Genomic DNA, 20,252 nt, shown 5'->3' with positions numbered 1-20,252 from the left:
TCGACCTACCTTAATCTTGTTGTAATTCCACCATGTTATCAGCACGATTATACGTCATCGCACGAACACGAAACTCTGTAACACGACTATTAATGATCTGATAAAGCAAACGTGCTTCTTTGTCATTGGGCCAATAAATATTAATTGACTGCTGTGTCTTTGCCACGTCATCTATAATAGGCTGAATATTGGCAAGTATTTCTTTTTCACTTAGGCTGAAAAGATTACTAGGCAATAAGTACTGCCCTTCTTTTAATGCTTTCTTAACGCCCTGCGTGTTCGAATTTCTATTGGTATTGCCACGCTGACTTTTTATGCGAGAAGACATTTCCGTAATAGACGGATCTTCTGGATTAACAGAACGTGCATATTCTAAATACAGTGCAGATTTTGCATAGTCTTTACTCTGTGCCGCTTTCCACGCCCATTGGGTATAAATATCAACAATGGCGCTTATACCTTGACTGGCTCTAAAGTTGCCAGGATCTCGACCTAATGCGGCCTGAAAATATAAATTGGCATTATCATCCACTGGGGTCAAAAGGCGCTCTTCGGCAAGAGCCTCTTCGCCCATGGCAATCAAGTTAAGTGTAATACGCTCAAAAGCTGTTGGTGTTTTTACCACTTTCGGCTGCTGAGTCGGTGTTGTCGCTGGCGCCAAAGGCTTACTTGCAGACACTTGTTTTGGTGCTGTCTGCTGGGATTGTATTTTTGGTGCGGGCTGACTTTTCTGTGTCGGCTTTACGTTTCCCTGACAACCTGTCAAGAATACTACAGCAATTAGAAAAGAAACTAGGTTTTTACTCAATTTATCCCCTTGTGATTGGCAACTTAAAGATGGGTTGGTAGTCTACACCTTATACTCAGCGTGATGAAATATGGATTTACACAACTCGCCTAACTTGATTGAAGATATTTATGCGCCCACTCGCTCTACTGTTCTTATTGCTATTTCACAGCCTTTGCCAAGCGTTCACTTTCGGCCCGACGTCAAGACTTTCAGAACCAGAGTTCTTACCAGTGGATCAAGCCTTTCAATTATCCATTTCCGCGCCTATAGATGGCAAACTCACAGCAACGTGGCAGATTCAAGATGGCTACTACTTATACCAAGAACAGTTCAGCTTGTCTGGTGAACAAGCTCATAAATTACACTTTTCGCCTTTCCCAGCTGGTGAATCTCAACAAGACCCTTATTATGGTGACGTAATCGTCTATCGAGAGCAATTAAGCTTGCCGATTTACTACGACATTACGCTGACACCAGGCACAGAGATTAACGCTATGTTAACGTATCAAGGCTGTGCTGATAAGGGATTATGTTACGCCCCTCAGGCCATGCCCATTCAGTTTACCGTACCCGCTCTATCGCCTGAAATTACAAATAATAATGCACAAAATCTCCCACAAGGTAACAATACCTCTACTGTCCAAGATAAACCTCTCCAGCTTTCAGAAGCACAAACGGTAAGCCAATTGATCAGCACCAATACCTTATGGACCACATTGGCCGTAGTGTTTGGTTTAGGGTTGCTGCTTTCTTTTACGCCCTGTGTCCTACCGATGATCCCTATCGTTAGCGCTATTGTGATCGGATCTCGCCATTCAAAGCTAGGCGGTTTTTATTATAGCGCGGTTTATGTTTTTGCCATGGCGCTAACGTACGCCATGATAGGTGGATTAGTGGGTGTTTTTGGTATTCAACTGAATATGCAAGCTCAACTGCAAAACCCCGTATTATTAATGATCAGTGCCTTGTTATTTGTGTTACTTGCTCTCGCTATGTTTGGCGTGTATGAGCTAAGGCTACCCAGTGCTTGGCAACAACGTTTGCAAACGTCGAACTCTGTCTCTAATTCTACGTGGCGATCAAGTTTGAGTATTTTTGTCGCTGGTGTGCTGTCCACTCTTATTGTTTCACCTTGCGTATCGGCACCACTCGCTGGTGCCTTGCTGTTTATAAGCAGCCAAGGCAATGCTTGGTATGGGGCAATGATACTCTTTGTGATGGCGCTTGGAATGGGGGTTCCTTTACTGCTAGTCGGTGCATTTGGCCCTAAAATACTGCCCAAAAGCGGTGAATGGTTGCAGGATATAAAAGTACTAATGGGGTTTGGGTTACTTGCTATGGCCATCTGGCTACTCACTCGCTGGATACCTTCAAACAGCCATTTGTATCTTTGGGGCGCACTCGCGATAGCAATAAGCGGCTATTTTTTTCACCGAACGCGACAGGCCCTCTCTCATCCCGTTCGCTGGTTTTTTGCTTTACTATTCTTCATTGTAGGCAGTCTTCAGTTTATCGGTGCCACCACAGGTAGCAGTACCCCATTATCCCCCTTGAAAAATATGTCGTCATCCTCAATAACAAACAAAGAGGTTGTTTTTGATGCCACCATTACCAGTTTAGATGAACTTAATAACATCATCGCCAATCAAGACACTCGACCTATTATGCTGGACCTTTATGCTGATTGGTGTGTCAGCTGTCGGGTACTAGAAGAGATGTTTGTGGCTCCAGACGTCTCACCGCTGATCAAAAAGGTGCAATTGATTAGAGTCGATGTCACGAAAAATTCAGCACAAAATCAAGCATTGATGCAGCATTTCCACCTGTTTGGCCCCCCATCATTGGTATTTTTAGACCAAGAAGGTAACGAACGCAAAGCGCTGACCTTGATGGGCGAACCTACAAAATCCACCCTGATAAACAGATTGGAAGCCATTACCTTGCCGTGATTTAGATTGAAAAAGGAAGGGGTTTACTAGAGATCACAAAACAACCAAGGCAAACATTTTTAGGTTTTTTTGCCGCATAACTGGACAATATCCAGCTTTTTATCGATAATTTCCAGTTACATGCTTTTACAATTCTTATTTTTCATAAAAGCGCGATTTGCAGATCACAGCAAACTGTACACAGAAATTTATACATAGAGAATTTTGCACTAGGTACTAACAGATCTGGGTGAAAGCAAGAATAGACGCAGAAGCCGCATTTATAACTGTATAAATTCGTCTTTTAAGTATATTTAAGCCATACCTTAATAGTCAGTGATCCTGTACAAAACCTCTAATAGTCAGCGACCTAAGTATCGCTGATATCATCCATACAGACAGAAGAGAGTAACCATGGACATTCGTAAAATCAAAAAACTAATCGAACTATTAGAAGAATCTAACGTCTACGAGATTGAAATCAAAGAAGGCGAAGAAGCAGTTCGTATTAGTCGTGGTGGTGCGCCAGTTCAAGCACCTATGATGCATGCTCCAATGATGGCAGCCCCTGCTGCTGCCCCAGTTGCTGCTGCTTCGACTGCAGCGCCAGAGGCTCCAGCTGCAGTTACTGGCCACACAGTAAATTCTCCAATGGTTGGCACTTACTACAAATCTTCTGCACCAGGTGCCAAGCCTTTCATCGAAGTAGGCCAAAAAGTTAATGTAGGCGATACTATCTGTATCGTTGAAGCAATGAAAATGATGAACCAAATCGAAGCCGACAAATCTGGTACGATTGGTGCCATTCTTGTAGAAGATGGTGAACCAGTTGAGTTTGACCAGCCTCTTATTACTATCATTTAATCCAACGCAAAGGTTTCATCATGCTCGATAAGGTATTGATTGCTAACCGAGGCGAAATCGCACTGCGTATTTTACGCGCGTGCAAAGAGCTCGGTATCAAAACCGTTGCGGTTCACTCAAAGATTGACCGTGACTTGTTACATGTGCGCCTTGCAGATGAGTCTATCTGCATAGGACCCAACCCATCGTCTCAAAGTTACTTAAACATCCCTGCGATTATTAGCGCAGCAGAATTAACAGACACCTCTGCCATTCACCCAGGCTATGGTTTCCTTGCAGAAAACGCAGACTTTGCAGAACAAGTTGAAAACTCAGGATTCGTTTTTATCGGCCCGAAAGCAGAAACCATTCGCCTAATGGGTGACAAAGTTTCAGCTATTCGAGCCATGAAAGAAGCAGGCGTGCCGACCGTTCCTGGCTCAAACGGCCCAGTGCCTTCTGATCCAGATGAATGTTTACGTGTTGCAAGAGAAATCGGCTTCCCTGTGATTGTGAAAGCTGCTGCAGGTGGTGGTGGTCGTGGTATGCGTGTTGTTCATAACGAAGGCAGCCTACTAAAATCCATCAGCATTACTCAATCTGAAGCTGGCTCTTACTTTGGTGATAGCACGGTTTATATGGAGAAATTCCTACAAAACCCTCGTCACGTTGAAGTACAAGTATTGGCCGACGGTCAAGGCAACGCGATCCACTTATACGATCGTGACTGCTCTTTACAACGTCGCCACCAAAAAGTATTGGAAGAAGCTCCGGCTCCAATGCTTAACGAAGAATCTCGTCAAGCGTGTTTAAAAGCCTGTGTTGATGCTTGTATCAAGATCAACTACCGTGGCGCAGGTACGTTTGAATTCTTATACGAAGACGGCAATTTCTACTTCATCGAAATGAATACTCGTGTTCAAGTAGAGCACCCTGTGACTGAAATGGTAACAGGCGTAGATATCGTTAAAGAACAACTTCGCATCGCAAGTGGCTTGCCATTGTCCTTGAAACAAGAAGACATCAAGCTAAACGGCCACGCCGTTGAATCTCGTATCAACGCAGAAGACGCGAAAACCTTCATGCCTTGTCCAGGTAAAGTGGATTATTTCCATGCTCCAGGCGGCATGGGTGTTCGTGTTGACTCGCATTTGTACAGCGGCTATACAGTACCTCCTACGTATGACTCAATGATTGCCAAAATCATCTGCCATGCACCGGACCGTACGGCTGCACTAAAACGCCTTTCTGGCGCTCTAGATGAAACCTTCATCGATGGTATTAAAACCAACATAGAGCTACAAAAAGACCTAGTAAATGATGCTAATTTCATTGCTGGTGGCGTTAATATCCATTATTTGGAGAAAAAACTCGGTCTATAAAGGCCGCAGTTTTACCCCTAGTGATAAGATAAATCACTAGGGGTAATCATTTTCCTCTCGCCTCTCGCTTCAAGCTTCGCTATTCTATTCCTGTTTGTTTTATTGTTGGACTCCACTTTATGCCTTGGCTTCAAATACGTATTCACACCACGCCCGATCATGTCCCAGCTTTTGAAGATACCCTTCTTGAGTGCGGCGCCTTGGTTGTCACTTTTGAAGATGTCCATGACGATCCGGTATATGAGCCAGACCTTAACACTACGCCGCTATGGAAAAACACCAAAGTAACAGGATTGTTCGAGGCTGATGCCGATGTTGAACACATTCGCCCCGTTGTAGAACACAAAGCCGTGTCTCTAGGCGAAACAGATATCGATATGAAAATTGAAATACTGGAAGACAAGGACTGGGAAAGAGAATGGATGGATAACTATCATCCCATTCAGTTTGGTGAACGCCTTTGGGTATGCCCAAGCTGGCGTGAAGTCCCTGATCCAAATGCTGTTACGCTAATGCTAGATCCTGGCTTGGCATTTGGCACAGGTACCCACCCTACTACCGCATTATGCCTACAATGGCTAGACAGCATTGATTGCCAAGGCAAAATCATCATAGATTACGGCTGCGGCTCAGGCATTCTTGGCATCGCAGGCTTATTGCTTGGTGCTAACAATATGGTGGGCATTGATATCGACCCACAAGCCGTGCAAGCAACCGAGGCCAATGCAGAACGCAACAACATCGACCCTAGCCGTCTAGAAGTAAAGCTTCCGCCTTACGAATCCGATCTACAAGCCGATATTGTGGTAGCAAACATCCTTGCAGGCCCATTAGCGAACCTAGCACCGACTATTTCTGCGCTAGTTAAAACACAAGGTCAACTAGCCCTTTCGGGAATACTGGCCAACCAAGCACAGGAAGTGATAGAAGCCTATCAAGAATGGTTCACCATTGATTCCATTACAGAAAAAGAAGAATGGGTTCGTATCGTTGGCACTAAACACGCATAATAATCCATTAACCCAGTCAAGATTTAAACAGGAAGACAGCACCCCATGGCCAATAGCCTAATAACCCGTTGCCCAAAATGTTCAACCGCATTTCGAGTAAGCGATGAAGTATTAAGCATGGCCAAGGGCAAAGTCAGATGTGGCCAATGTTTTCACATCTTCAATGCTAGCGACTCCATCAACCACAAGGCAAAAGTTGAGCCGTCAATATCATCGGCTTCCCCAATCGTACAGACAGATAAGGCAAACATACAAACCGGCGATGTGGGCACACAGGTAGAAAAACGAGTGCCACCAACAGAAGAAATTGTCAATCCAGATTGGCTGGATACATTATTTGACGATAAAGATCTTAATCCTTTTGATGAAAACAGCTTAGTCACGACACTGGATCCTTACCAAGATGAGACCTCATCTCCTAAAAGTATCGACCAGAAAACAGCCAACAAACCATTAGATCCTCCTAGACCGGCCACAAATGCTAAGCGCTCAATGGCGGCGAATCGGTCTGACGAACCAGCCCCTTGGGAAGTTGAGCTTGCCGAAGTTGAGGCCGCTCTTAAAGCCACACCAACAGTCAATATACAGACCAATAACACCCCAGCGAACAACAACACGATAGCAAGAACACTCTCACCAGAGAGCATAACGGCAAAGCTGACAAACATCGAACAGCCGTCAGCAACGCAAAAAGAACCCGATTACATGACAGCACTGCATTCGCTAGCGCAAAGTGCAGCAGAACAAACACGGCCATCTGACCTCAAGTACCAACACAGCATTCTTGAGCAATTGTCTGCCCAGCAAAGCCTTGCTCCTTTACTCGGTGAAAATGAATCCAACTCACGCCGCAAAAACGGTCATCCATGGTTGTGGTTTTTCGCATCGCTCTTAGGTGCAGCACTACTTGCCTTGCAGATTGCCATGCACTTTTTTGAAGAAGGCAGCAGATCTTCTAACTTTCGATCCTTTTACAGGACTATTTGTTCTTATTCTGGCTGCGTTTTACCACGATTTGAGGATGTCAGTACCATCACTATCCAGCATGTGCGCATACAAAGCCACCCAACCCTCCCCAACACATTATTAGTCAATGCGATTATCAACAACATCAGCCGTTTTTCTCAGCCGATGCCCAAAATCGCACTAGAGTTTTTTGATTTAAATGGTAAGCCAGTTGCCGCTAGACTCTTTTCACCCAGCGATTACCTTCACAAAGATTTTCTAGATATTACTTATATGCCACCAAGTACGCCCATTCATCTTGTTATTCCCATACAAGATCCTGGAGCGCGCGCAGTGACCCACCAACTCAAAGCCTTCCCAGCAGACACTCGGTCCTACTAGTTTTGGAGTCTTTTTCTATAAAGGGCTAAAAAAGGACAAAAAATAGTCAGTTTTTAGCCTGTCAAGACTTCAAAAACAACGATTGCATAGGTATTATTCACGCCCGCTCGACACTGTCGACGATCTTTAACATTCAATCCAGTATTCAGGAACATCATGGCATTTGCTATTGGCCCATATTGCGTTGACAAACCTGTCATTCTAGCCCCTATGGCTGGCGTCACAGATTTGCCATTTCGCCGCCTTTGTCATGACCTAGGTGCAGGCTTAGTGGTATCAGAAATGGTTACTTCTGACGTTCGCCTGTGGAACTCGACCAAAAGCCGTCATCGCTTAATTCATGATGCAGAAGTCTCGCCGAGATCCGTTCAAATTGCTGGTGGCGATCCCCAAATGATGGCTGAAGCAGCCCAACAAAATGTTGAGCTAGGCGCACAAATCATTGATATCAACATGGGATGCCCCGCCAAAAAAGTATGCAACAAAGCGGCAGGCTCTGCATTACTGAAAGATGAAGCGCTTGTTCGTGAGATACTGGAATCAGTTGTAAATAGTGTGTCTGTTCCAGTCACTCTAAAAATTCGTACGGGATGGAGCCTCGATCAAAAAAACGGTCTTGCGATTGCAAAAATGGCAGAAGACATTGGCATTCAAGCCCTAGCCATTCATGGGCGAACGCGGGAATGCAAATTCCAAGGACAAGTTGAATACGACACGATTGCAGAGATTAAGCATCATTTGAGTATCCCTATTTTTGCGAATGGGGACATTAAAGACGCGCAATCAGCAAAATTTGTGAAAGATTACACCAAGGCGGATGGCATCATGATTGGTCGAGCTGCCCAAGGAAGACCGTGGATTTTTCGCGAAATAAACCACTATTTAGAAACAAACGAATTGTTAACACCTCCTCTTTATCTGAGGTGAGACAGCTTGTTATTAACCACGTGCACGCCCTACATCAATTTTATGGTGATTATTTGGGTGTGCGTATTGCTCGCAAGCATGTTGGTTGGTACCTGCAAACGTTAGCGGATAACACACAATTTCGCAGCCTGTTTAATCGTATTGATAATACGCAAGAACAGCTTGATAAATTGGAAGAGTTCTTTGTTTGCCAATAGGCAAACGAACCTTACACTTAATGTAATGAACATCAAAAAAGAAGAGTTAGATCGCCCTTCTATACGATGCTCAATATACATTAACAAATGGTTAGCTTTAAAAATAGAAGGTCATTCTGTGGTAGAACAAACTCATACTCATACGTTTCAAGCCGCTTCTTCAGAGCAGTCACAAACACTACGTGACAACGTTGAAAAAGCCCTACAAAACTATTTCGCTCATCTTGATGGGCAGCCAATAACAGACTTATACCAGTTGGTCTTAGCCGAGGTTGAGGCGCCTTTGCTAGAGTCTGTCATGAGCTACACAAAGGATAACCAAACCAAAGCATCCACCATCCTTGGGTTAAATCGAGGAACACTTCGTAAGAAGTTAAAGCAATACGGCATGCTATAATCACAAAGAAAAAAGGGCGAATTCGCCCTTTTTTTCGTCTTATCTTCCCCTTGTTTATTTAGTGTTAAATTAACTGCGAGAACCATGATGGCAAATCAAAATACCGTAACTCCAATCAAACGAGCGTTAATCAGTGTTTCCGACAAAACAGGCATTGTCGAATTCGCGCGCGAACTGACCGCTCAAGGTGTTGAAATTCTTTCAACCGGTGGAACTTACCGTCTTTTATTGGACAGCAACGTTAAAGCAACAGAAGTGTCTGATTACACAGGCTTCCCAGAAATGATGGATGGACGTGTAAAAACACTGCACCCAAAAGTGCACGGTGGCATTCTTGGTCGTCGTGATATCGATGGCGCTGTAATGAAAGAGCACGGCATTGAAGAAATCGATATGGTGGTGGTTAACCTGTATCCATTCGAAGCAACGATAGAACGTCCTGATTGCGATTTACCGATGGCGATTGAAAATATTGATATCGGTGGCCCTACCATGGTTCGCTCTGCTGCCAAAAACCACAAAGACGTAGCTATCGTGGTCTCACCTTCCAGCTATGAAAGCATCTTAGCGTCTCTTAAAGCAGATGGTGGCTTGACGTTTGAACAGCGTTTCGACCTTGCGGTTAAAGCATTCGAACACACTTCACATTACGATGGCGCCATTGCTAACTTCCTAGGTAAAAAAGTAGAAGGCGGCAGCGAAGAGTTTGCACGTACATTTAACCTACAATTCCACAAACAAGAAGAAATGCGCTATGGTGAGAACCCACACCAGAAAGCGGCTTTTTATGTAGAAGCGAACCCGAAAGAAGCCTCTATCAGCACGGCTAAACAAATCCAAGGTAAGGCGTTGTCTTACAACAACATAGCTGACACTGATGCCGCCCTTGAATGCGTAAAAAGCTTTGATAAACCTGCTTGTGTTATCGTTAAGCACGCTAACCCTTGTGGTGTCGCTACAGCAGCGACTCAATTTGAAGCCTATGATCTTGCTTTCCAAACAGACCCAACGTCTGCATTTGGTGGCATCATTGCCTTCAACCAAGAGCTAGACGCTAAAACAGCACAAGCGATTGTTGATCGTCAATTCGTTGAAGTGATCATTGCCCCAAGCGTTAGCAAAGAAGCGGCCGACATTGTGGCGACAAAACAAAACGTTCGCCTACTTGAGTGCGGCCAATGGTCAAAAGACAAGCCAGCAGCACTAGATTACAAGCGCGTAAACGGTGGTTTATTAGTTCAGGACCGTGACGATGGTGTCATTACGTTAGACGATCTTAAAATTGTCTCTAAACGTCAACCTAGCGAAGAAGAGCTAAAAGATCTATTGTTTGCTTGGAAAGTGGCAAAATTTGTTAAATCTAATGCCATTGTTTATGCCAAAGCAGAACAAACCATTGGCGTTGGCGCAGGCCAAATGAGCCGAGTATACAGCGCTAAAATTGCGGGCATTAAAGCCGCTGATGAAAACCTAGAAGTCGCTGGCTCCGTCATGGCGTCTGATGCCTTCTTCCCATTCCGTGATGGTATCGATGCAGCAGCACAAGCCGGTATTACAGCGGTTATTCAGCCAGGTGGCTCTATGCGTGACGAAGAAGTCATCGCGGCGGCAGACGAAGCTGGTATGGCAATGGTCTTCACAGGTATGCGTCATTTCCGTCATTAAAGAGCCGTCATTAACACATCGTTATTAGACACGCTAAAAAGACGTAACGCTTTAGTTAGTCGCCAGAGACCTAAGTCTCTGGCTTGCAATACAAAGGATTAGATAATGAAAGTTCTTATTATTGGTAACGGCGGTCGTGAACATGCTCTAGCATGGAAAACCGCTCAATCGAACCAAGTCGAAAAAGTCTATGTTGCCCCAGGTAACGCAGGCTCTGCCACTGAAAATAAAGTAGAGAACGTCAACATCGGTGTCACTGATATTGCAGATCTTGTGGCCTTTGCAAAACGTGAGAACATTGATCTAACGATCGTTGGACCAGAAGCGCCTTTGGTCATCGGTGTAGTCGATGCCTTTGAAAAAGAAGGTTTGGCGATCTTTGGCCCCACAGCGGCGGCAGCACAGCTAGAAGGCTCTAAAGCCTTCACAAAAGATTTCTTAGCGCGCCACAACATTCCAACGGCTGCTTACGGCAACTTCACTGAGATCGAGCCAGCGGTTGCTTACATCAAGCAACACGGTGCCCCGATTGTGGTTAAGGCCGATGGTCTAGCCGCTGGTAAAGGCGTTATCTTGGCGCAAACGGAAGCCGAAGCCATTGAAGCGGTTGAAGACATGCTACAAGGCAATGCCTTTGGCGATGCGGGCAGCCGTGTAGTGATCGAAGAGTTCTTGGTAGGCGAAGAAGCCAGCTTTATCTGTATGGTAGATGGCGAAACGGTATTACCGATGGCGACAAGCCAAGACCACAAGGCACGCGATAACGGCGACAAAGGCCCAAACACAGGCGGCATGGGGGCTTATTCTCCTGCTCCGGTTGTGACACCAGAAATTCATGATCGCATTATGAATGAAGTTATCATGCCAACGGTTAAAGGCATGAACGCTGAAGGTAACCGCTACCGTGGATTCTTATACGCTGGCGTGATGATCGCACCGGATGGAACACCAAAGACTCTCGAATACAACTGCCGTTTTGGTGACCCAGAAACACAACCAATCATGATGCGCTTGCGTTCTGATTTAGCACAAATGTGTTTGGCTGCCATCAATGGCACACTGGATACCATTGAAGCAGATTGGGATCCACGCGCAAGCTTAGGTGTTGTTCTTGCTGCTGGCGGCTACCCTGCCGATTACCCTAAAGGCGATGTCATTTCTGGTTTGGACACAGTCCTTCCTGAAGGTCAGAAAGTCTTTCAAGCCGGCACAACACTAAAAGACGGCCAAGTAGTAACCAACGGCGGCCGTGTTCTTTGCGCTGTTGCTCTTGGCGATACGGTTGCTCAAGCACAAGCGTCTGCTTACGAGGTTGTCAAAACTTTGTCTTGGGATAAGGTGTATTTCCGTACCGACATCGGCCACCGTGCCATTGCTCGCGAACAAAAATAGCCTTCTATAAAATACACAAATTGCTAAAAAGGCCTCTCTGAGGCCTTTTTCTTATCTAAATACGCAATATATACACTGTATGCTATTTTTTTAGCTGAGACTCTTTCTTATCCAACCACGCCTTGAATAAACGCCCAACTTCCAATACCAACAAACCAAATATAATACCGGCCACCCAATCAAAACCAAGGACGAAGCCTAATGTGGCGATCATCCCATAGCCATACATGAGATTTGTTCGTGTTGCAGGCTTCGACTGTCTGGCAAACCAAGTGACCCCCAACAGCAATAGACTAAACCAAACATAATGTTCCACCAAAATTGGATATAGCATTCAATCCCCTATCTAGTTAATAATGATAGCCTTCATAGAACTTGTTTGGGCTAGCGTTTTGTTTTACCAATTGATTTTACTATTTTTACTCGGCACCTCCAACATAGTGTGGAACTCAAACACGATCGCCATTATTGATGATTCAAACAGTGTCTTCAATATTGGTAAAAGTGGCACCTATTTTATTGATGCCGATAAAAACCTCTCATTTGACACCATTTCATCGGATCTATACGCAAAACGTTTTCGCCCACTGAATCGAAACTACCTGCAGTTTGGCTTAGTCAAAGGCAATGTTTGGATACGCACAGACATTGCCATCCGGACCACCAGCAACATGCCTATCTTGCTGGAAATAAACACCCCCAGACTACAATACCTTGATATATACCTTCCTAACTTATACGAAAATCAGGTCCAAGCAGAACTCGGTGGCGCACGCCCCTATAACAATAGACCAATTAAAGCGCCCCACTATGTGTTTAACATCCCAACGAACTCACCACCTGTTTTTACCTTGTATTTGAAGCTTTCTTCTGATTTGCCGATTAACGCTAAAATTGAACTCAAAACCCTTTCACAAATGAGCCTAGATGCCCAAAAGAACCTAACCTTTACCGGCATCTTAATTGGCATACTCATCACTCTGTTTGTTTGTAATGTGTTCTTTTTTATCAAAACCTCACATCCTATGTATCTCATTTACAGTGGCTTGCTAATTGGTATCACAGCATTGCATCTTTCGATTCATGATCAGATATCCGCCTTTTTTCCGGATCAGATAAATATTCAAGAGCGCATCTACAATCTAGCGGCGCTATCATGCCTGTGCGCTATTGTGTTTTTTTCTCGGCTCTACATAGACACTAAAAACTATCTACCTAGAATAGACAAAGCATTGCTTATCATTGGTTCAATTAATGCCCTATTTGCGGTTGTATTTACCCTTTCTCCAGAGCAAATAAACATAGTGATTCTGTCCTCGATGGTGGTAATCACACTGACGCTACTGACCATTCACGCTGTTGCTGCGTTTATTTATAAAGTCCCTTTTTCTGGGTATTACTTGGTTGCCAGACTAATATTGCTTATAGGACACTTTGCTTGGATATTGTCCGTTTATGGCATTATACCCAGTGCCATGCTATTGGAGTGGGGGCTAACCATCACGATTATTATTGAAGCGATGATCCATTTCACTGGCATCATTGCACAAACAACCCCTTTATTGCAGCGACATGCCCACAGAACCAAACATTCTCAAACTGAGATCGCAGACCTTTTGTCTGATCTGTCCAGTCGTTTGCGTCGTCAAGTCAATATCATTGGCGGGGATTTCACGCACCTTGAACAAGCCGCTACATCAAACGAAACAAGACTGTTTTTATCGAGCAGCCTAACGGCCAACAATAATTTAAAAAATCTGATTGAACGAATTGATCTACTGAATGACGTAAGAGAAAACTCACCACCAGAACAATCTTATCCGATACCACTCGATCAACTAATCGACAACGCATACAACAATGTGCAACGCTTAGACCAAGACAATGCTTTAATAGAAATCAATAGCAACAAAACGGCCCAAGTGGAAATATTGCAGCATGCCTCTATCTTGCAACACCTTATTGAAAGCCTCGTTCAGGAGTTCAAACACTTTACGGACCAAGTGCTTACTCTTGATATTACTCGACACGATCTGAATCGAGAAGGCATCACAATATTAGAACTCAGCTGTTACCCTCTACCTAAACGTATCCACACAAGTACAGCAAGCTTTGACCTGGGCATGCACTACATCACACTGCTTATTCAACACATAGAGGGGGAAATGCAAATATCTGAGAGCAACCATTATCGACGTATTGATATTCAACTCCCGATACGTGCGCACATTCGTCCAGCAAACAGCGAGATCGGCCAGCACAACCACTTTGATATTATACTTTTTGGTCAAACAGACCATGATTTGCAAAAAGCCCTCACGCTGCTGCAAAGTCATATCAATAAAATAGAACACTTTACTACCTTAGAGAGTCTACTCGATTACTTAGAACTACCTACCAAAAGAGAGTCTGGGTCCATTATTTTAGTCTTCGACAATGGGGGACATATCCCCCATGTCACACAACAGAGACTACTTCCATTAATGCGCCATGAAGATCAGTGCTTACTCATCAGCAACAATGTTAAAATGTCATTAGATTACGCCAAGAAACTGGGGTTTGATGAACTGATCGCCTGCTCAGAATTAGAGAGCCAACTGCAGCAGAGAATATCGCGCCTTATACAAAAGGGAGAGAGGCTAAGAAGTACATCCTTGTCACGGATCAAGCCTTTGCGCAAAACACCTTGAAGCAACACAACTAACCTTGAATAATACCAATGAAAGGAGATGATATGGACTGTTTATTTTGCAAAATAGTGAACCGAGATATTCCGGCGACCGTTTTATATGAAGACGATGATGTTCTGGCCTTTGAAGACATCATGCCTCAGGCGCCAACCCATCTCCTAGTTATTCCTAAGCGTCATATAAGCACTTTAAATGATCTCACAGATGCTGATGCTGCGGTAATAGGAAAACTGCCTATCACGGCGGCCAAGATAGCAAAACAAAAGGGCATTAGTGACGCAGGTTATCGCGTTGTGATGAACTGCAATGAGATGGGCGGACAAACCGTTTATCATATTCATATGCATGTACTGGGTGGCCGCGCCATGACATGGCCTCCAGGTTAGCAAGAGGAAATACAATGATCTCTTTTTTAGATAAAGCCGTATTGCAATTTGATCGTGCACTGCAAACGCTGGTACCTCATGCCGCTAAAGCATCGCGCCCTTCTCCTGCAAATTTGCTGGAAGAAGGTACTCTAGACCTTTCTGAGCGTAAGCATTCATCCGGTTTGATGCGCATCAACCACACAGGAGAAGTCTGTGCCCAAGCACTGTATGCGGGACAAGCCACCACAGCAAAACTTGCTGCAGTGCGCGAAGAAATGGAACATGCGGCAGATGAGGAGATCGATCATCTAGTATGGTGTGAGCAACGACTTTATGAACTGGGCAGCAGACCTAGCCTGTTTAATCCATTTTTTTATGGTGCATCTTTTCTTATAGGTGCAGGAGCAGGATTGATCAGCGATAAACTAAGCTTGGGATTTGTTGCCGCAACAGAAGATCAGGTTTGTATTCATCTTCAAAAGCACATGGCAACCTTGCCAGCACAAGATGAAAAGAGTAAAGCGGTGTTAGCACAAATGCATACAGATGAAGCCAAACACAAAGCCATGGCTCTGGCTGCAGGCGGATACGAGTTTCCTAAGCCTATTATGGCTATCATGACACAAGTATCTAAAGTCATGACCACAACAACTTACCGGATTTAATCATGAACAGAGATCTTCATTCTATTCGACGCGACTATCAGTTCGATGACCTCCTAGAAGAGCATGTCGGACATGATCCGCTTACCTTATTTGACAATTGGCTCGAAAAAGCCATAGATTCCTGCCCTGACGACCCAACAGCTATGGTATTGAGTACGGTTGGTAGCGATGGCTGGCCACATTCCCGTGTGGTGCTGTTAAAACAACGTAATGACGCTGGTTTTTCTTTTTTCACTAATTACGATAGCGAAAAAGGCCAACAATTAGCCCTTAATAATAAGGCCAGCATGACTTTTTTTGGCCTGCCCTGTCACGCCAAATTCGTATCGAAGGCCATGTTGAAAAAGTCGCTCGCCATATATCAGAAACCTATTTTGCTAGCCGCCCTCGAGGCAGCCAACTCGCCGCCAGAACATCCAAGCAAAGCACTGTTATTGCCAATCGCGACGCGCTGCAGACGGCGTTTAACGAAGAAGAGCAAGCTTTTAATGGTCAAGATGTGCCCTGCCCTGAAAACTGGGGTGGCTATGTATTAAAACCCAAATTTATTGAATTTTGGCAAGGTAGACCCAGTCGTCTTCATGATCGCATCTGCTTCACACAACAAGACAACAACTGGATCATCACCCGCAAAGCCCCATAGCGATCCAATACATTTCGGTCACTAACAGAACTCGCATTCAAAGCAGGAGACGAAAGGTTAAACTCACTCGCTCCTCTTTGATGCGTTTTCTTACAGGCAAAGAATGCTGCCAAAGCACCTGTGTAGAAGCAGACATTACTAGCCAACTGCTATCTTCCAACTCAAGACTGTGCTTAATCTGGTGATTCGCTTTCAAACGAAATAGGAAAGATCGTTGCGCGCCAAGACTGAGCATGGCCACGACAGGCGCAGGACCCAATGACTTCTCATCATCAGCATGCCAACCCATGTATTCGTCACCGTCTTGATACCAATTCAATAACAAAGCATTAAAAGGCTGCTGCGCTAACGATTCAGCCTCCTCTTTGACGGGTACCAGCCAATCGGGCCAGCCGGTGCCAAAATGATCCTTTCCTGAGTAGCGATAACATATACCCGCATCCGCAACGAAAGCCACCTGACGGGGCACTACAATAGGACGACCAAACATCAACAAACTCTCTCGCTCCCACGGCAAATCTCCCTTAAGTCGCGGCAATAGGTGCTGTAAACTTGAGCTAGAAAATGAGTATCGGTATGATGGCCGAACTTCCACCCCATTTTTTACTTTGGACTTCAATGCAAACCTCTCCTGTTTTTGACCCAACCAAACGCAGCGCATTTTTAGATGTTTATCGTGGCTTTGCTGTTTTACTGATGATGATATTCCATTTTTGTTGGGATTTACGTAATTTTGGTTTCATGGAGTTTTCCATATACGACCCTTTTTGGGTATATTTCCGCAGCCTCATCCTCACCCTATTTCTGACTGCGGTTGGCTGGTCCGCCTACATAGCCTACAATCAGTTTAGCAAGCCATTCACTTGGAAACGCGACATTAAGCTGCTTCTTTCCGCTGGGGCTATTTCACTGGCCACCTACTTAGCTATGCCGAATCAATGGATTTATTTCGGTATCCTGCATTTTATTTTTGTCGCCTCCATCCTCGTAAGACCTGCCGCGAAATGGCCTATTGCTTGTGCCATACTAGGCATAACCATTGTTATGATTTACCACCTCACTCAATGGCTTCACTTCCCTAACGCTTTCTCAACGATCACTCGCTATGTCCCACTCCCTGATCGAACACTGGATATCGTTTTTCCATTTCCATGGATTGGCGTTGTGTTTATTGGCCCTTTGTTGGGTTATTTAAACTGGCACCAATGCCCAACCCCCAATCATATCGTCACTCATGCATTAGCGTTTATGGGACGTTACGCCCTACCTATTTATCTTAGCCACCAGATTATTTTATTTGGCCTTGTGGCGGCGTTCAAAATGGTGCTTTTGCAATTTTCTTGATCACTTTTCGTGCATACCAAACCGTTCGACTTCGTCCTGAAAAAATAGATGAAATTTGATTTTATAGCCTTGCCAATTGCTAACTTTACGCTTCTTCTGGCAAACAAAGTAAGTGACCACTTAGGCATTATTTGTTTCTGAATTTAGAGTTTTTTTCAAGCCTTGATTTTCAATTGAATGCGCACTATTGTTCGTGACAAATCATTAGCAAAAATACTACATATAGTGTGTCAGACAAAAAACACACACTATATAGAGTAGTTTACCTCTTTTTTACAATGCACTAATGGGAAGTTAAGGCATGAGCACTCTCACAGTTACTAAGCGTAACGGGTCGACCGAAAACATCAACCTAGAAAAGATCCATAAAGTCATCGCCTGGGCGGCTGAAGGTCTAGAAAATGTCTCTGTATCCCAAGTGGAGCTAAAGGCACGAATCCAATTTTTTGAAGGCATTCGTACTACAGATATACATGAAACCTTGATCAAATCTGCTGCCGACTTAATTTCTGAGCACACACCAGATTACCAGTACCTCGCTGCGCGCTTAGCTATTTTTCATTTGCGTAAAAAAGCCTTTGGCAATTTTGAACCGCCACATCTTTATGCACATGTAAAAAACCTAGTCCAACAAAAGCGCTACGACTCACATCTGCTTGAAGATTATTCAGAAGATGACTTCAATCAAATGAATGATTTCATTGACCACTCACGTGATATGAATTTCTCATACGCAGCGGTAAAACAGCTTGAAGGTAAATACTTGGTACAAAACCGAGTAACGGGGGCCATCTACGAAAGCCCTCAGTTTATCTACATACTCGTTGCGGCTTGTTTATTCGCAGGCTATGACAAGCACGAGCGTTTGAACCTAATCCGTCGTTTTTATGATGCTGTATCTAAGTTCAAAATTTCATTACCCACACCGATCATGTCTGGGATTCGTACTCCGACTCGTCAGTTCAGTAGCTGTGTATTGATTGAATGTGGCGACTCTTTAGACTCGATCAACGCAACGTCCAGCGCCATCGTAAAATACGTTAGCCAACGTGCTGGTATTGGTGTAAATGCTGGTGCTATTCGTGCTCTAGGTAGTCCAATTCGTGGTGGTGAAGCTTTCCACACAGGTTGTATCCCATTCTACAAACACTTCCAAACTGCGGTGAAAAGCTGCTCTCAAGGTGGTGTGCGTGGTGGTGCCGCCACTGTGTTCTACCCTATTTGGCACCTTGAAGTCGAAAGCCTATTGGTACTCAAAAACAACCGTGGTGTAGAAGAAAACCGCGTTCGTCACCTAGATTATGGCGTGCAGTTTAACCGCTTGATGTATCAACGCTTAATCAAAGGCGGTAACATCACGCTGTTTAGCCCATCAGACGTACCAGGTCTATACGATGCCTTCTTCGCCGACCAAGAAGAATTCGATCGTCTATACACCCTGTATGAGCAAGATCCTACTATCCGTAAGCAAACGATCAAGGCAACGGAGTTATTTACTTTGTTTGCTTCTGAGCGCGCCAGCACGGGCCGTATATACCTGCAGAACGTGGATCACTGTAATACGCACAGTCCATTCGATCCAAAAGTAGCGCCAGTTAAACAAAGTAACTTGTGTTTGGAAATCGCCCTTCCAACCAAGCCACTGAACAGTATCGATGACAAAGAAGGCGAAATCGCCCTTTGTACTCTATCGGCATTCAACCTAGGCGCGCTTGAAAACCTAGATGAACTAGAAGAGTTAGCAGAACTGATTGTTCGCGCCTTGGACAGTTTATTGGATTACCAAAACTACCCGATTCCAGCAGCACAACGTGCAACGGAACTACGTCGTACCCTAGGTGTGGGCGTTATTAACTACGCGTATTACTTAGCGAAAAATGGCGTTAAATACTCTGACGGCAGCGCCAACGAGCTAACACATAAAACCTTTGAAGCCATTCAATACTTCCTATTGAAAGCGTCTAACAAGTTAGCAAAAGAGTTTGGCCCATGCTTGGCTTTTAATGAAACCACTTATTCTAAAGGCATTTTACCAATCGATTCTTACAAAAAAGAAATCGACAATATCGTTTCTAACGAATTGTTCTACGATTGGGAAAGCTTGCGTACAGAGATCGTGACTCACGGTCTACGTAACTCAACGCTAACCGCCTTGATGCCATCTGAAACGTCTTCTCAGATCAGCAACGCAACGAACGGCATCGAGCCGCCTCGTGGTTTTGTTTCTGTGAAAGCCAGTAAAGACGGTATCCTAAAGCAAGTCGTGCCTGAGTTCGAACGCTTGAAAGAAAACTATGAATTGTTATGGACCATTCCATCAAACGATGGTTACCTGCAATTAGTGGGCATCATGCAAAAGTTTGTTGACCAAGCGATCTCTGCAAATACGAACTACGACCCACAAAAATTCGAGTCGCAAAAGGTACCGATGAAGGTCATTTTGAAAGATCTGCTGACAGCTTACAAACTAGGGGTAAAAACCCTGTACTATCACAATACTCGTGATGGCGCTGACGACAAGCAAGAAGACATGGATGATTGCGCTGGCGGTGCTTGCAAGATTTAATTCATCTGTCGTCGTACATTTTTTTGCACGATAGACAAGCAAAGCCTCATCCAAATGAGGCTTTGCTACGTTTAATGCTTTAATGAAATACCCAAATC

At 44.4% G+C, this 20,252-nt stretch carries 17 protein-coding genes and 2 pseudogenes; 16 read left to right on the top strand and 3 right to left on the bottom strand.

Annotated elements, in window-relative coordinates; all coding sequences use genetic code 11:
• Window positions 1-10: 10 nt before the first annotated feature.
• Window positions 11-808 carry an SPOR domain-containing protein gene (locus ONZ52_RS02530; RefSeq protein WP_265217077.1) on the bottom strand — a complete coding sequence of 266 codons (798 nt, stop codon included), beginning with the start codon at window positions 806-808 and terminating at the stop codon, window positions 11-13.
• A gap of 110 nt (window positions 809-918) precedes the next feature.
• On the opposite strand from ONZ52_RS02530, the gene dsbD reads away from it, so the two are divergent.
• The 9 genes and pseudogenes from dsbD to purD all read left to right on the top strand — a co-directional run bounded on the left by dsbD (window position 919) and on the right by purD (window position 11,878).
• On the top strand, window positions 919-2,739 hold the full coding sequence (dsbD, locus tag ONZ52_RS02525; RefSeq protein ID WP_265217076.1) for a protein-disulfide reductase DsbD: 1,821 nt from the start codon (window positions 919-921) through the stop codon (window positions 2,737-2,739).
• Window positions 2,740-3,132: 393 nt separating this feature from the next.
• Window positions 3,133-3,582 carry an acetyl-CoA carboxylase biotin carboxyl carrier protein gene (gene accB / locus ONZ52_RS02520; protein ID WP_265217075.1) on the top strand — a complete coding sequence of 150 codons (450 nt, stop codon included), beginning with the start codon at window positions 3,133-3,135 and terminating at the stop codon, window positions 3,580-3,582.
• Window positions 3,583-3,602: 20 nt separating this feature from the next.
• Entirely contained in the window at window positions 3,603-4,943 is a 1,341-nt protein-coding gene (gene accC, locus ONZ52_RS02515) for an acetyl-CoA carboxylase biotin carboxylase subunit (RefSeq protein WP_265217074.1), read from the top strand.
• A gap of 119 nt (window positions 4,944-5,062) precedes the next feature.
• Complete coding sequence (prmA, locus tag ONZ52_RS02510) at window positions 5,063-5,953, top strand: 50S ribosomal protein L11 methyltransferase (protein WP_265217073.1); 891 nt, start codon at window positions 5,063-5,065, stop codon at window positions 5,951-5,953.
• A 45-nt stretch (window positions 5,954-5,998) separates the two neighbouring features.
• On the top strand, window positions 5,999-7,300 hold the full coding sequence (locus tag ONZ52_RS02505; RefSeq protein WP_265217071.1) for a zinc-ribbon and DUF3426 domain-containing protein: 1,302 nt from the start codon (window positions 5,999-6,001) through the stop codon (window positions 7,298-7,300).
• A 156-nt stretch (window positions 7,301-7,456) separates the two neighbouring features.
• Window positions 7,457-8,424: pseudogene (gene dusB / locus ONZ52_RS02500) on the top strand (tRNA dihydrouridine synthase DusB).
• A 118-nt stretch (window positions 8,425-8,542) separates the two neighbouring features.
• Entirely contained in the window at window positions 8,543-8,821 is a 279-nt protein-coding gene (gene fis, locus ONZ52_RS02495) for a DNA-binding transcriptional regulator Fis (protein WP_012070668.1), read from the top strand.
• An 87-nt stretch (window positions 8,822-8,908) separates the two neighbouring features.
• Window positions 8,909-10,486, top strand: coding sequence for a bifunctional phosphoribosylaminoimidazolecarboxamide formyltransferase/IMP cyclohydrolase (purH, locus tag ONZ52_RS02490; RefSeq protein WP_265217763.1), 1,578 nt, complete (start codon window positions 8,909-8,911; stop codon window positions 10,484-10,486).
• A 105-nt stretch (window positions 10,487-10,591) separates the two neighbouring features.
• Window positions 10,592-11,878, top strand: a complete 1,287-nt coding sequence (purD, locus tag ONZ52_RS02485; RefSeq protein ID WP_265217069.1) for a phosphoribosylamine--glycine ligase — start codon at window positions 10,592-10,594, stop codon at window positions 11,876-11,878.
• An 82-nt stretch (window positions 11,879-11,960) separates the two neighbouring features.
• Here the strand turns inward: purD and ONZ52_RS02480 are convergent, their stop codons facing one another.
• Window positions 11,961-12,212 (bottom strand): hypothetical protein, encoded by a 252-nt coding sequence (locus tag ONZ52_RS02480; protein WP_265217067.1) that lies wholly within the window; start codon window positions 12,210-12,212, stop codon window positions 11,961-11,963.
• 58 nt (window positions 12,213-12,270) lie between these two features.
• On the opposite strand from ONZ52_RS02480, the gene ONZ52_RS02475 reads away from it, so the two are divergent.
• The 5 genes and pseudogenes from ONZ52_RS02475 to ONZ52_RS24525 all read left to right on the top strand — a co-directional run bounded on the left by ONZ52_RS02475 (window position 12,271) and on the right by ONZ52_RS24525 (window position 16,244).
• Window positions 12,271-14,568: a 7TMR-DISM family protein gene (locus tag ONZ52_RS02475; protein ID WP_265217065.1), complete on the top strand. Its 2,298-nt coding sequence runs from the start codon at window positions 12,271-12,273 to the stop codon at window positions 14,566-14,568.
• Between the two features lie 44 nt (window positions 14,569-14,612).
• Entirely contained in the window at window positions 14,613-14,954 is a 342-nt protein-coding gene (locus ONZ52_RS02470; RefSeq protein ID WP_265217063.1) for a histidine triad nucleotide-binding protein, read from the top strand.
• A 14-nt stretch (window positions 14,955-14,968) separates the two neighbouring features.
• Complete coding sequence (gene coq7 / locus ONZ52_RS02465) at window positions 14,969-15,601, top strand: 2-polyprenyl-3-methyl-6-methoxy-1,4-benzoquinone monooxygenase (RefSeq protein ID WP_265217062.1); 633 nt, start codon at window positions 14,969-14,971, stop codon at window positions 15,599-15,601.
• Window positions 15,602-15,603: 2 nt separating this feature from the next.
• Window positions 15,604-15,843, top strand: a pseudogene (locus tag ONZ52_RS24530) (pyridoxamine 5'-phosphate oxidase); the annotation flags it as partial.
• A gap of 65 nt (window positions 15,844-15,908) precedes the next feature.
• Window positions 15,909-16,244, top strand: a complete 336-nt coding sequence (locus tag ONZ52_RS24525) for a pyridoxine/pyridoxamine 5'-phosphate oxidase (protein WP_321160263.1) — start codon at window positions 15,909-15,911, stop codon at window positions 16,242-16,244.
• A gap of 37 nt (window positions 16,245-16,281) precedes the next feature.
• Here ONZ52_RS24525 and ONZ52_RS02455 read toward each other — a convergent pair whose 3' ends face one another.
• Window positions 16,282-16,839: an alpha-ketoglutarate-dependent dioxygenase AlkB family protein gene (locus tag ONZ52_RS02455; protein ID WP_265217762.1), complete on the bottom strand. Its 558-nt coding sequence runs from the start codon at window positions 16,837-16,839 to the stop codon at window positions 16,282-16,284.
• Here ONZ52_RS02455 and ONZ52_RS02450 point away from each other — a divergent pair.
• Window positions 16,821-17,588, top strand: a complete 768-nt coding sequence (locus ONZ52_RS02450; RefSeq protein ID WP_265217061.1) for a heparan-alpha-glucosaminide N-acetyltransferase — start codon at window positions 16,821-16,823, stop codon at window positions 17,586-17,588. The genes ONZ52_RS02455 and ONZ52_RS02450 overlap by 19 nt on opposite strands.
• A gap of 301 nt (window positions 17,589-17,889) precedes the next feature.
• Window positions 17,890-20,154: a class 1a ribonucleoside-diphosphate reductase subunit alpha gene (nrdA, locus tag ONZ52_RS02445; protein ID WP_265217060.1), complete on the top strand. Its 2,265-nt coding sequence runs from the start codon at window positions 17,890-17,892 to the stop codon at window positions 20,152-20,154.
• The last annotated feature ends 98 nt before the right edge of the window (window positions 20,155-20,252 follow it).

This window comes from Marinomonas rhodophyticola, from assembly GCF_026113935.1.
GTDB classification, from domain to species: domain Bacteria; phylum Pseudomonadota; class Gammaproteobacteria; order Pseudomonadales; family Marinomonadaceae; genus Marinomonas; species Marinomonas rhodophyticola.
This window is presented reverse-complemented; position numbering and strand designations above follow the sequence as displayed.

Coding starts and splice junctions, on each gene's coding strand:
- ONZ52_RS02450 (WP_265217061.1), top strand. CDS start 16,821: ATGATGGCCGAACTTCCACCCCATTTTTTACTTTGGACTTCAATGCAA.
- prmA (WP_265217073.1), top strand. CDS start 5,063: ATGCCTTGGCTTCAAATACGTATTCACACCACGCCCGATCATGTCCCA.
- coq7 (WP_265217062.1), top strand. CDS start 14,969: ATGATCTCTTTTTTAGATAAAGCCGTATTGCAATTTGATCGTGCACTG.
- nrdA (WP_265217060.1), top strand. CDS start 17,890: ATGAGCACTCTCACAGTTACTAAGCGTAACGGGTCGACCGAAAACATC.
- accB (WP_265217075.1), top strand. CDS start 3,133: ATGGACATTCGTAAAATCAAAAAACTAATCGAACTATTAGAAGAATCT.
- ONZ52_RS02480 (WP_265217067.1), bottom strand. CDS start 12,212: ATGCTATATCCAATTTTGGTGGAACATTATGTTTGGTTTAGTCTATTG.
- purH (WP_265217763.1), top strand. CDS start 8,909: ATGGCAAATCAAAATACCGTAACTCCAATCAAACGAGCGTTAATCAGT.
- purD (WP_265217069.1), top strand. CDS start 10,592: ATGAAAGTTCTTATTATTGGTAACGGCGGTCGTGAACATGCTCTAGCA.
- ONZ52_RS02505 (WP_265217071.1), top strand. CDS start 5,999: ATGGCCAATAGCCTAATAACCCGTTGCCCAAAATGTTCAACCGCATTT.
- accC (WP_265217074.1), top strand. CDS start 3,603: ATGCTCGATAAGGTATTGATTGCTAACCGAGGCGAAATCGCACTGCGT.
- ONZ52_RS02470 (WP_265217063.1), top strand. CDS start 14,613: ATGGACTGTTTATTTTGCAAAATAGTGAACCGAGATATTCCGGCGACC.
- dsbD (WP_265217076.1), top strand. CDS start 919: ATGCGCCCACTCGCTCTACTGTTCTTATTGCTATTTCACAGCCTTTGC.